The sequence below is a fragment of the Streptomyces sp. NPDC004539 genome (assembly GCF_040610055.1).
Classification (GTDB): domain Bacteria; phylum Actinomycetota; class Actinomycetes; order Streptomycetales; family Streptomycetaceae; genus Streptomyces.
In genome coordinates, this window is record NZ_JBEXLS010000047.1 from 39,518 (window position 1) to 51,927 (window position 12,410).

Genomic DNA, 12,410 nt, shown 5'->3' on the forward strand with positions numbered 1-12,410 from the left:
AGTGTGTCACGGCCGCCCGCAAATGGGCAGGGCGCGGCCGGGGAAGTGTGCACGGCATGAAGCGACCCCTGCGCGGTGCCCTCACCGCCCTCTCCGCCCTCCTGGCCACGGTCCTCGCCCCCACGACGGCCACGGCCGCGACCGGACCGAAGGCCCCCGCCGACTTCGTCGCCCTGCGCGCGGTGGACCCCACGATCCGCCAGGAGATGCGCTACACCACCGTCCACAACTTCGTCGGCGAGCGCGTCGACGGCTACCGCGAACCCCTGTGCATCCTCACCCGCCCCGCCGCCGAGGCCCTCCACCGCGCGCAGGCGCGCCTGCTGCGCGAGGGCTACACCCTCAAGGTCTACGACTGCTACCGCCCGCAGCGCGCGGTCGACCACTTCGTGCGCTGGGCCCAGGACCTCGGCGACCAGGCGATGAAGGGCGAGTTCTACCCGGACGTCGACAAGTCCCGCCTCTTCACGGACGGCTACATCGCCGAGAAGTCCGGCCACAGCCGGGGCTCCACCCTGGACGTCACCCTCGTCCGGCTCCCCGCCCTCCCGACCCGCCCCTACGTCCCCGGCGAACCCCTGGTGTCCTGTCACGCCCCCAGAAGGGAGCGCTTTCCGGACAACTCCGTCGACATGGGGACCGGTTACGACTGTTTCGACACGCTCTCCCACACCCTCGACCCACGTGTGCAGGGAGTGCAACGCTCCCATCGCCTGTTGCTGAAGAACACTCTGGAGAGCCTCGGTTTCGTGAACCTCGCCGAGGAATGGTGGCACTACACCTTCAAGCCGGAGCCCTACCCGGACACCTACTTCGACTTCCCGGTGGCGGACAAGTCCCTCACCAGGGGGGATTGAAACCGGTCGACGAGACGCCCTCCCCCCGATCGGATACAGTCCGCCGCGTGTCACAAACTCAGCACACCACTTCGAACTCCGCACGGGACAGCCACTGTTCGAGCTGCGGAGCCCCCTTCGGGGAGGGCGTCACCGGCTGGCCCCGCATCTGCCCGGCCTGCTCCACCGTGCACTACCGCAACCCCCTGCCGGTCGGCATCGCCCTCCAGCCCGTGTACGACACCCAGGGCACCGCCCTCGTCGTCATCAAGCGGACCGTCGAACCCGCGCGCGGGGGCATCGCCCTGCCCGGCGGGTTCGTCGACGACCGTGAGGACTGGAAGCACGCCGTCGTCCGCGAGCTCAAGGAGGAGACGGGCATCGACGCGGCGAGCCGCGACGTCCGCCTCGCCGACGCCATGAGCTCCCCCGACGGCCACCTCCTCCTGTTCGGCCTGCTCCCGGAGCGCCCCGCCGACCGGCTGCCGGCGCCCGCCGCCACCGACGAGACGGACGGCTGGCAGCTCCTGCGGCGCCCCGAGGAACTCGCCTTCCCGCTGCACACCATCGCCGTACGCGCCTTCTTCGAGGGCCGCTACATCTGAGCCCGCGGCTCGCCGAGACCCCGCAGCCGCACCGGGTGGGACGGTTCGAGCACCCCGTCCTCGCCCTCCCGCTCGACGACGACCCGCGGTCCCTCCCAACGGGTGACGTACCGCTCGACCTCCGGCTCGTCCCAGCCGTCGCCCGCGTCCCGCACCACCAGGCCGCCGCCCGTCCGCCCCCGGGCGGGCGCCCACACCTCCAGCTCGATCCCGCCGTCCGCCGCCCGCACCGGAACCACCGCACCCGCGCGCGCGAGCACCGGAATCCGCCCCGCCGGAGCGTCCACCAGCACCTGCCCCGGCCCCTGGTACGACCGCTCCGTCGCCGTGTCGTACCAGCGCCCCCGGGGCAGCTGCACCGCGCGCCGGTCCACGTCCGGCGCCAGCACCGGGGCCACCAGCAGACAGTCGCCCAGCAGGAACGCGTCCTCGCAGTCCCGCAGCGCCCGGTCCTCCGGCTCCCCCCACCACAGGGGCCGCGCGTACGGCGCCCCGGTGCGCCGCGCCAGATGCGCCAGCGTCACGAAGTACGGCGCCAGCCGCCGCCGCTCCAGCAGCGCCTCGCGCGCGTGCGCCAGCACCTCGGGACCGAACTCCCACGGCTCCCGGCGCCCCGCCCTGATCGCCGCGTGCGTCCGGAACAGCGGCAGATACGCGCCGAGCTGGAACCAGCGCAGGTACAGCTCCGGCGACGGACTCCCGTCGAACCCGCCGACGTCGGGCCCCGAGTACGGAATCCCGCACAGCCCGAGCCCCAGCACCAGCGCCAGCGACGCCCGCAGCCCCGGCCAGCTCGTCGAGACGTCCCCCGACCACGTCCCCCCGTACCGCTGGAGGCCCGCCCAGCCGGACCGGGAGAACAGGAACGGCCGCTCCTCGGGCACCAGCGCCCGCAGGCCCTCCCAGCCCGCCCTGGCCATGCACAGCGCGTACACGTTGTGCGCCTCGCGATGGTCCCCGCCGCGCCCCTCCAGGTCGTGGCGCGCGGACCGGGGCAGCGTCGTGTCCCCGAAGGCCGCGAACGACGTCGGCTCGTTCATGTCGTGCCAGAACCCCGAGAACCCCTGCGCCAGCCGCTCCGCGTACAGCTCGCCCCACCAGGCGCGCACCCGCGCGTGCGTGAAGTCCGGGAACACCGACTCCCCGGGCCACACCACCCCGCGCACGACCCGCCCGGAGGCGTCCCGCACGAACGCGTCCAGCGCCGACCCCGCGTCGTACACCTCGTTCCCGGGCTCCGCGCGCACCGCGGGGTCGACGATCGACACCAGCCGCACCCCGTCCCGACGCAGCTCCTGCGCGAACTGCGGCAGCTTCGGGAACCGCTCCTGGTCGACGGTGAACACCTGATGGCCGTCGTAGTGGTCGATGTCCAGATGGACGGCGTCCAGCGGCAGCCCGTGTTCCCGGTAGCCCGCGACGATCCGGCGGACCTCCTGTTCGCTGCCGAAGCCCCACCGCGCGTGGTGGTACCCGAGCGCCCAGGACGGCGGCAGCGCGGGAGCGCCCGTCAGCGACGCCCAGCCGAGCAGCACGCGCGCGGGAGTGCCGACGACGACCCAGCAGCGCAGCGGGCCGCCCTCCATCCGCACCTCGCTCGAACCACCCCGGTCGTGCCCCGAACCGGCCCCCTCCTCGCCCTCCCGGAGCGTCACCGTGCCGTCCCAGGACGTGTCGTGGAACACCAGGTGCGTCCCCGCGTCCGCGACGACCGTCTGCACCGGCATCGTCAGATACAACGGATCGTCGCCAGGCCCGAACGAGCCCCCCGGGTCCGTGTTCCACAGCCGGTACGTCCCCCCGCGCAGCCGGGGCCCCTCCGCCCGCCCGCCGAGCCCGAAGAACCGCGCGTCGGCCGCCACCTCGGACCGCTGCATCCACCGCGCGGGACCCCCGTCCACCGGCTCCCACCAGCGCGGCGGCAGATCACGCCGCAGCAGCACCCCGCCGGGCGTGCACACCTCGATCGCGCCGTGCCGGGACACCGACACCGTCGCCCGCTCGGCCACCACCCGCCAGCCGCCGTCCTTGTCCGGCTCCAGCACCGCGCGCGGATCGGGCTCGGGACCACCGGCCAGCGCATACGACGGCTCCGGCTCCGCGCCGTCCCACCCCCAGAACACCGCGCCGCCCGTCGCCACCAGAATCCGCAGCTCCGACCGGTCGAACCGGACGACGCCCCCGCCGGGCCCCGGCTCGGCGCCCCGTACCTGTCCCGGCACCCGCGCCCGCTCGGCGCCCCGGGAGGGCAGCCCGGAGGCGTCCGCCCGCCTCCTGCGCCACGCCGCGCGCACGGTACGCAACCTCTGGGCCGCCCCCACGGAGCCGACCACTTTCATCGAACGCACCAGGTCACGACCGTTCATGCTGCTCACCCTGCCATTGACCGCTCCCCGCGCGCGTACCGTTCAACTTCCGTTCACCCATGACGGGATCACCGTTCACGGCAGCGGCGCGGCGGAGCGCACCCTGGTGCAGAAGTCGATCACATGGCATCGTCCGTGTCAGCCGCCGCCCTCACGCGAACAGCCCGGGAGCCGCCCCATGTCGACCCTGAACCCTCGGCCGCTCTGGCAGCCGGACGCCGAGCGTATCGCCGGCGCCAAGGTCACCCGGTTCCAGGCATGGGCGGCCGAGCGGCACGGCGCCCCGGCCGACGGCGGCTATCCGGCCCTGCACGCCTGGTCCGTCGCCGAACCCGAGGCGTTCTGGACGGCCGTCGTCGAGTGGTTCGACGTCCGCTTCTCGACGCCCTACGCGCGCGTGCTCGGCCACCGCTCGATGCCCGGCGCCCAGTGGTTCCCCGGCGCCACCCTCAACTACGCCGAGCACGCCCTGCGCGCCGCCGCCACCCGCGCGGACGAACCGGCCCTCCTGCACGTCGACGAGACCCACGAACCCCGCCCGGTGAGCTGGACCGAGCTGCGCCGCCAGGTCGGCTCCCTGGCCGCCGCCCTGCGACGCCTCGGAGTACGCCCGGGAGACCGCGTGAGCGGCTATCTCCCGAACGTTCCGCAGGCGGCGGTCGCCCTGCTCGCCACGGCCGCCGTCGGCGCCGTATGGACCTCCTGCGCCCCCGACTTCGGCGCGCGCAGCGTCCTCGACCGGTTCCAGCAGGTCGAACCGGTCGTCCTGTTCGCCGTCGACGGCTACCGCTACGGCGGCAAGGAGCACGACCGTCGCGAGACCGTCGCCGAACTCCGCCGCGAACTGCCCACCCTCCGCGCGGTCGTCCACATCCCCCTCCTGGGCACGGACACCCCCGAGGGAGCCCTCGACTGGGCCTCCCTCACGGACGGCGACGAGGAACCCGTCTTCGAACAGGTCCCGTTCGACCACCCCCTGTGGGTCCTGTACTCCTCCGGCACCACCGGTCTGCCCAAGGCGATCGTCCAGTCCCAGGGCGGCATCCTCGTCGAGCACCTCAAACAGCTCGGCCTGCACTGCGACCTCGGCCTGGAGGACCGCTTCTTCTGGTTCACCTCCACCGGCTGGATGATGTGGAACTTCCTCGTCTCCGGCCTCCTCACGGGCACGACGGTCGTCCTGTACGACGGCAGCCCGGGGTACCCCGACACGGGCGCCCAGTGGCGTGTCGCCGAACGCACGGGCGCCACCCTCTACGGCACCTCGGCGGCGTACGTGATGGCCTGCCGCAAGGCCGGCGTGCACCCCGCGCGGGACCACGACCTCTCGCGCGTCCGGTGCGTCGCCACCACCGGTTCCCCGCTGCCCCCGGACGGCTTCCGCTGGCTGCACGACGAGGTCGGCGCCGACACCTGGATCGCCTCCGTCAGCGGCGGCACCGACGTCTGCTCCTGCTTCGCGGGCGCCGTCCCCACGCTCCCGGTGTACACCGGCGAACTCCAGGCACCCGGCCTGGGCACCGACCTCCAGGCGTGGGACCCGCAGGGCCGCCCGGTGATCGACGAGGTCGGCGAGCTCGTCGTCACCAACCCGATGCCGTCCATGCCGATCCGCTTCTGGAACGACCCCGACGGCAGCCGCTACCACGACAGCTACTTCGACACCTATCCCGGCGTCTGGCGGCACGGAGACTGGATCACCGTCACCGCGCGCGGGTCGGTGATCATCCACGGCCGCTCCGACTCCACGCTCAACCGGCAGGGCGTACGGATGGGCTCCGCCGACATCTACGAGGTCGTCGAGCGCCTCCCCGAGATCAAGGAATCCCTGGTCATCGGCGTCGAACAGGCCGACGGCGGCTACTGGATGCCGCTCTTCGTGCACCTGACACCCGGCTCCGTCCTCGACGACGCCCTCCTGGACCGCATCAGGCGCACGATCCGCGAACAGCTCTCCCCGCGCCACGTCCCGGACGAGGTCATCGAGGTCCCCGGCATCCCGCACACCCTCACCGGCAAGCGCATCGAGGTCCCCGTCAAACGACTCCTCCAGGGCACCCCGCTGGAGAAGGCCGTCAACCCCGGGTCCATCGACGATCTGAGCCTCCTGGACTTCTACGAGGACCTCGCCCGCAAACGCGCCTGACCGGTACCTGCCGTCCGGATACCGGCCCTCCGGTCACCGGCCCTCCGGGAGGGCGGTCAGCCCCCGTACGTGGCCTCGGACTCGCCCAGCACGGCGGCGAAGTCCGCGGCCAGCCGTGCCCCGTCGGCCGGTTCGAGGTCGGCGACCGAGATCCGGACGCCCGGCGCCGACGCCAGCCGGAACCGCGCCCCGGCCGCGACCCACCAGCCCCGGGACCGCAGCCCGTTGACGACCGCCGACTCGTCGCGCACGGGCACCCAGAGGTTCATCCCGCTCACGCCGTGAGCGGTGATCCCGCGCGCGGAGAGCTCGTCCAGCAGCGCCGTCCGGCGCAGCGCGTACGCCTCACGCGCGCGCATGACGAGCGCGCGCGTGCCGTCGTCGGTCATCAGCCCGTGGACCGTCTCCTGGAGCAGGTGACTCACCCACCCCGAGGTCAGCAGCAGCCGTCCGTCGTGCCGGGCGAGCGTCGTCGCGTCGCAGGCCGCCGCCGCCCACCGGAGGTCGGTGCCGAGGAACTTGCTGACCGTCCGCACGTGCACCCAGCGAGCGGGCCCGTCGGCGGTCAGCGTCCACAGGGGGGCGCCGGCCACCTCCGAGGCGTGGTCGTTCTCCACGACCAGCACGTCCGGTGCCGTCCGCAGCACCCCGACGAGCGCGTCCCGCCGCGCGCGCGTGAAGGCTCCGCCGTACGGGTTCTGCGCGCGCGGACTGCACACCACCGCGCGCACACCCGCGCGCAGCGCCACCTCCAGCGCCTCGGGCCGCACCCCCTCGTCGTCCACGGCGACGGGTACGGCCCGCAGGCCCAGGGCGGCGACCAGGTCGAGGAGGTGGTGGTACCCGGGGTCCTCCATCGCGACGGCGTCCCCGGGACGCAGTTCCACGGAGAGCAGGCGGGCGACCAGATCGAGCGCGCCGTGCGCGAACGTCACGTGGTCCACGGGGACGCCCTCCGGTGCGAGCCGCTCCCGTACGGCCTCCTCCAGACGCGCCAGCCTCGGCATCGAGCGGTGGGAGCGGGCGCCGGGGGAGAGGCCCGAGGGAGGTACGAGCGCGGGCAGCAGGGCGGGGTCGGGATGGCCGCCCGCCAGATCCCGCAGGCCCTCCGGGACCCTGGGCGGACGCCGCGGCGCCACCGAGGGCACCTCCGCCACGACCGTTCCGCCGCGGCCCCGGGTCACCACGATGCCCCGCGCGCGCAGCTCCTTGTAGGCGGTGGCGACCGTCCCGGGGCTCACCCCCAGACCGTCCGCGAGCCGCCGCACGGGAGGCAGCGCGGCCCCCGGTCCCAAGGAGCCGTCGGACACGCCCCGTTCGACGGACGCGGCAATCTCCTTGGCCGTCGTCCCTGTGATCGCATATTGTGTTGCCACATTCGACATTATGTATCAATACAAAAATCGGCGCAAGGGGGAATCATGGCGCTCACCCGTCGAAAATCCACCGGAGAACCCCGCATACCCGGCGGCCCCGACGGCCGCCGCATGGTCGTCATCGCCCTCGTCGACCGCATCGGCAGCGGCCTGTGGGCCACCGTCTCCGTCCTGTACTTCACCTACGTCGCCCACCTCTCCCTCGCCGAGGTCGGCACCCTCGCCGCCGTCGCCGGAGCCCTCGGTATCGCCGGCGCCCCCAGCGGCGGCCTCCTCGCCGACCGCTTCCTGCTCACCCGCGTCCTCGTCGCCGTCCAGCTCCTGCGCGCCGCCGCCTCCTTCGGCCTCCTCGCCACCGACCGGTTCGCCCTCCTCCTCGCGCTCACCGCCCTCGGCGGCTTCGGCGACCGCGCGAGCAGCGTCCTCACCAAGCTCTACGCCGCCCGCGTCGCGGGCCCCGACCGCGTCCGCTACCAGGCCGTCCAGCGCACCGTCGCCAACGCCGGCTGGGCCATCGGCGGCCTCGCGGCAGCACTCGGCCTCGCCCTCGGCGGCACCGCCGCCTACCGCTGGCTCCTCCTCGGCGACGCCCTCTCCTTCGCCGCCGTCGCCCTGCTCACCCTCCGCTGCGGCGAACCCGCCTCCCCGGCCCGCACCGTCGCCGCCTCCGGCACCCCGGCACCCACGGACCGGCCACGCGGCCCCTGGCGCGACCGCACCTACCTCGCGTACGTCGCCACCGAAGCGGTGCTCTTCCTCGACGACGCCGTCTTCAAGGTCGGCCTGCCGCTGTGGATCGTCCACCTCGACAGCGCACCGCACGGCCTCGCACCCCTGCTCATGGTCCTCAACAACGTCCTCGTCGTAGCCCTCCAGGTCCCCATGGCCCGCTTCGGCGCGACCACCCGGGCCGCCCGCGCCCTCCTCCTCCCGCTCTCCGCGGCCTTCGCGGCGGGCGGCATCGCCATGGCCCTGGCCGCCGCCGGCGGCGCCCTCGCCGCGACCCTCCTCCTCACCGCCGCGGCCACCGCCTTCACCCTCGCCGAGATCCTCCACGCCACCGTCTCCTGGGAACTCTCCGTCGCCCTCGCCCCCGACACCGCCCAGGGCGCCTACCTCGGCGTCCACGGCCTCGCCCAGTCCGCCCAGCGCACCATCGGCCCGCTCGCCGTCACCGCCGCCATCGCCACCGGCCCCCTCGGCTGGACCGCGTTCGGCACCGCCATCGCCCTGACCTGCGGAATCCAGCACCGAATCGTGCGAGCCAGGCTCACCGAAACCCGATTGTCAGTGCCGACGGTTACTGTGAGTGAGCATTGATCGAACGCTCTGCACACAGGGGGAAAACACCATGAGCACCGACCAGCGGACCATGCGCCGGGCCCTGCGCCGAGAGATCGCCGGCACCATCGGCCTCCTCACCGACGAACACGACTTCCGCGCCATGCGCCGCTACCGCAGCTTCACCTTCGACGACCACACCACCTACCTCCGCCAGGTCGAGGCCCTCCTCAAGACCCGAGCCGCCGAAGGCACCCACACCAGCCTCGCCCTCTTCGACCCGCAGGACTACGCCACCTTCTGCACCGACCACGACCTCGACCCCGACACCCCGCAGACCCGCAGCCGCTACACCGCCGAACTCGCCGCCACCGGCCCCCTCGTGGAGTACGACGGCGGCCCCCTCACCGACCTCGTCCCCACCCTCGTCGACGAAGCGATCCGCCGCGCCACCTGGGAGTACGCCGCGACCCTCCTCGCCCGCCTCGGCACCTGCGCCTCCTGCGGCGAGGACATCGGCCGCGCCGCCTTCACCCGCGCCTCCGCCCTCCTCACCCGCGTCCTCGACACCGCACCACCCGGCCACCGCCACCTCGTGTGCAGCGTCTCCGCCGCCCCCGAGACACTCATCGCCGTCCTCCACGCCGAATCCGTCCCCGACGGCACCACCCGGCTCGACGAGACCGAGGCCCTGGAGTTCACCACCGTCCTCGCCCTCGGCATCGCCACCCAGACCCCCGGCGGCCTCGTCCTGCGCGTCACCGCCCCCGACACCCGCGACCGCGTCCACGGCTGGCGCCTGCGCGGCGAAGACCTCCAACCCCTCACCGCCGCCGAAGTCTTCGACGCCTACTGCACCGACGCCGAATCCGGCGACCTCATCGCCCCCGAGCCCGACGTCGACTACTGCGCCCCACCCGACCTCGGAGACGACCCCCTCCCCCCGACCGGCCACCACCACTGACCACCACACCGGAGACGACGACAGCGGACAGGGGCGCCCCACCCGAAAGCGGGACGCCCCTGCACCACGACCCGAGGACCTGCGCCCCCGGCTACTCGCCCGACAGCACCGCCCGAGCCGCGGCCCGCGCCTCCTCGGCACCGTCCGTCGCCCGCGCCGCCGCCGCGGCCCGCTCGCACTGCGCCAGCGTGTGCTTCGCCAGCGCCGCCCGCACATAAGGAATCGAAGCCGACCCCATCGAGAGCGAGGTGACCCCCAGACCGGTCAGCACACAAGCGAGCAGCGGGTCCGCCGCGGCCTCACCGCAGACACCACAGCTCTTCCCCTCCGCCTTGGCCGCCTCCGCGGACAACGCCACCAGATCCAGCAGCGCCGGCTGCCACGGGTCCTGGAGCCGGGAGACCGCACCCACCTGCCGGTCGGCCGCGAACGTGTACTGCGCCAGGTCGTTCGTCCCCAACGACAGGAACTCGACCTCCTGAAGGATCGACCGAGCCCGCAGCGCGGCCGACGGGATCTCCACCATCGCCCCGAACTTCGCCCGCAGCCCCGCCGCACGGCACGCGTCCGCGAACGCCTTCGCGTCCGCCCGGTCCGCCACCATCGGCGCCATCACCTCAAGGTGCACGGGCAGCCCCTCGGCGGCCTTCGCCAACGCCGTCAGCTGCGTCCGCAGCACATCGGGGTGGTCCAGCAGCGACCGCAGCCCCCGCACACCCAACGCCGGGTTCGGCTCGTCGGACGGCGTCAGGAAGTCCAGCGGTTTGTCCGCGCCCGCGTCCAGCACGCGCACGACGACCCGGCCCTCCGGAAACGCCTCCAGCACCTGCCGGTACGCCTCGACCTGCTTCTCCTCCGACGGCGCCCGCTTGCTGTCGTCCAGGAACAGGAACTCGGTACGGAACAGGCCGACACCCTCCGCGCCGGCCTCCACGGCCGCCGGGACGTCCGCCGGACCACCGATGTTCGCCAGCAACGGCACCTTGTGCCCGTCGGCGGTCAGCCCCGGCCCCGTCGAGGCGGCCAGCGCGGCCTTCCGCTCGGCGGCGGCCGTCGTCAGCCGGGCCCGCGTCTCCTCCTCCGGGTCCACGAAGATCTCGCCACTACTGCCGTCCACGGCGATCACCGTGCCCTCGACCAGCTCGCCGGCCCCCGGCAACGCCACCACGGCCGGCACCCCGAGCGCCCGCGCCAGGATCGCGCTGTGACTGGTCGGCCCGCCCTCCTCGGTCACGAACCCGAGCACCAGCGCCGGGTCCAGCAACGCCGTGTCGGCCGGCGCCAGATCCCGCGCGACCAGTACGTACGGCTCGTCGCTGTCCGGCACACCGGGCATCGGCACGCCCAGCAGCCGCGCGACGATACGGTTCCGCACGTCGTCGAGGTCGGCCACCCGCCCGGCGAGGTACTCACCGGCACCGGCGAGCAGCTCGCGGTACGCGGCGAAGGCGTCGTACACGGCACGCTCGGCCGTGCTGCCGACGGCGATCCGCCGGTCCACGTCGGCCATCAGCTCGGGGTCCTGGGCCATCAGGGCCTGGGCTTCGAGGACCGCCTGGGCCTCGCCGCCGGCCAGGTTGCCGCGCGCGGTCAGATCGGCCGCCACCGCGTCCACGGCCTGCCGGGCGCGGCCCTGCTCGCGCTCCGCCTCCTCCGCGGGGATCTGCTTGGCGGGCGGCTCCAGGACCGCCGTGCCCATGTGCCGTACCTGGCCGATCGCCACACCGTGGCTCACACCGACGCCTCGCAGCGTTGTCTCCATCTCACCGTCTCCGATAGTGCGGCGGTACGCGCCGCCGCGATGGTCGTGCTTTTCACCGGCCGTCGGCCTACAGCCGGTGTGTCACTGCTTCTGTGTCACTCCCAGGAGAACAGAACGTCCCCGGACTTCACATCGCCATCCTCGCTCACATCGGCGAGGGAGTCGGCGCCGGCGTCCAGCGCCACGACCGGGCACACGGGGGACTTGCCGGCCTCTTCCACCGCGGCGGGGTTCCAGCGCACGACGGCCTGCCCGCGCGTCACGGTGTCGCCCTTGTTCACCAGCAGCTCGAAGCCCTGCCCGTTGAGCTGCACGGTGTCGATACCGAGGTGGACGAGGACACCGTGACCCTCGCCGTCGACCACCACGAACGCGTGCGGGTGCAGGGAGACGACGACACCGTCCACGGGGGCGACGGCCTCGGAGGGCTCACGCACCGGGTCGATCGCGGTACCGGGACCGACCATGGCTCCGGAGAAGACCGGATCGGGCACGGCGGCCAGTCCGATGGCGCGTCCTGCGAGCGGGGACGTCACGGTGGTCATGGAGTGCCTCCCAGGGGATGAGGGGAGATGGAGATGTACATGGACCGTCACTGCCTGTCTCCGGCAGCGCACTGTGCAGCAGCGTATGTCATATGAAGTACCGGTTCCGCACGAGAGTTCCCGATTTTGGTCTAGACCAGTGGTCCAGACCATGACCCTAGCCGATTTGCATGCCGTCTGGCGCCGCATGTACAGTCGTACCCCTGCTTGAGGGAGAGCGACGCGATCTCGCGCCTCGACCTGAGCAGCATCCAACTAGCTCAGATCCCTTTCCTTGAGGGCCTGGTTCTGCATGTCCGCAGAGCGGTGGTCAGAGGGGCCGGGGAAACCTGATAAAGTCGGAACCGCCGGAAAGGAAACCGCGAAACAAAAGCGGAAACCTGGAAAGCACCGAGGAAATCGGATCGGAAAAGGATCTGATAGAGTCGGAAACCCAAGACCGAAGGGAAACTGCCCGGAGGAAAGCCCGAGAGGGTGAGTACGAAGGAAGCGTCCGTTCCTTGAGAACTCAACAGCGTGCCAAAAATCA

9 protein-coding genes are annotated in these 12,410 nt (G+C 72.8%); 5 read left to right on the plus strand and 4 right to left on the minus strand.

Going from position 1 to position 12,410, the window contains the following annotated elements:
- The first annotated feature begins 56 nt into the window (after positions 1 to 56).
- Both ABZX85_RS48165 and ABZX85_RS48170 read left to right on the plus strand, forming a co-directional pair.
- Positions 57 to 857 carry a M15 family metallopeptidase gene (locus ABZX85_RS48165; protein ID WP_355884661.1) on the plus strand — a complete coding sequence of 267 codons (801 nt, stop codon included), beginning with the start codon at positions 57 to 59 and terminating at the stop codon, positions 855 to 857.
- A 47-nt stretch (positions 858 to 904) separates the two neighbouring features.
- Complete coding sequence (locus tag ABZX85_RS48170) at positions 905 to 1,441, plus strand: NUDIX domain-containing protein (RefSeq protein ID WP_355884663.1); 537 nt, start codon at positions 905 to 907, stop codon at positions 1,439 to 1,441.
- Here the strand turns inward: ABZX85_RS48170 and ABZX85_RS48175 are convergent.
- Positions 1,432 to 3,807, minus strand: coding sequence for a TIM-barrel domain-containing protein (locus ABZX85_RS48175; protein WP_355884664.1), 2,376 nt, complete (start codon positions 3,805 to 3,807; stop codon positions 1,432 to 1,434). The genes ABZX85_RS48170 and ABZX85_RS48175 overlap by 10 nt on opposite strands.
- A 178-nt stretch (positions 3,808 to 3,985) precedes the next feature.
- On the opposite strand from ABZX85_RS48175, the gene ABZX85_RS48180 reads away from it, so the two are divergent.
- Positions 3,986 to 5,953: an acetoacetate--CoA ligase gene (locus tag ABZX85_RS48180; protein WP_355884666.1), complete on the plus strand. Its 1,968-nt coding sequence runs from the start codon at positions 3,986 to 3,988 to the stop codon at positions 5,951 to 5,953.
- Between the two features lie 56 nt (positions 5,954 to 6,009).
- Here ABZX85_RS48180 and ABZX85_RS48185 read toward each other — a convergent pair whose 3' ends face one another.
- The gene (locus ABZX85_RS48185) at positions 6,010 to 7,329 is read right to left on the minus strand and encodes an aminotransferase class I/II-fold pyridoxal phosphate-dependent enzyme (RefSeq protein WP_355884668.1); all 1,320 of its coding nucleotides are present in this window, start codon (positions 7,327 to 7,329) and stop codon (positions 6,010 to 6,012) included.
- 45 nt (positions 7,330 to 7,374) lie between these two features.
- On the opposite strand from ABZX85_RS48185, the gene ABZX85_RS48190 reads away from it, so the two are divergent.
- Both ABZX85_RS48190 and ABZX85_RS48195 read left to right on the plus strand, forming a co-directional pair.
- Complete coding sequence (locus ABZX85_RS48190) at positions 7,375 to 8,649, plus strand: MFS transporter (RefSeq protein WP_355884670.1); 1,275 nt, start codon at positions 7,375 to 7,377, stop codon at positions 8,647 to 8,649.
- 31 nt (positions 8,650 to 8,680) lie between these two features.
- Positions 8,681 to 9,574 carry a hypothetical protein gene (locus ABZX85_RS48195; RefSeq protein ID WP_355884672.1) on the plus strand — a complete coding sequence of 298 codons (894 nt, stop codon included), beginning with the start codon at positions 8,681 to 8,683 and terminating at the stop codon, positions 9,572 to 9,574.
- 91 nt (positions 9,575 to 9,665) lie between these two features.
- On the opposite strand, the gene ptsP is transcribed toward ABZX85_RS48195, so the two are convergent.
- Both ptsP and ABZX85_RS48205 read right to left on the minus strand, forming a co-directional pair.
- Positions 9,666 to 11,336, minus strand: coding sequence for a phosphoenolpyruvate--protein phosphotransferase (gene ptsP / locus ABZX85_RS48200; RefSeq protein ID WP_355884674.1), 1,671 nt, complete (start codon positions 11,334 to 11,336; stop codon positions 9,666 to 9,668).
- 95 nt (positions 11,337 to 11,431) lie between these two features.
- On the minus strand, positions 11,432 to 11,881 hold the full coding sequence (locus ABZX85_RS48205) for a PTS glucose transporter subunit IIA (RefSeq protein ID WP_355884676.1): 450 nt from the start codon (positions 11,879 to 11,881) through the stop codon (positions 11,432 to 11,434).
- Positions 11,882 to 12,410: the final 529 nt, after the last annotated feature.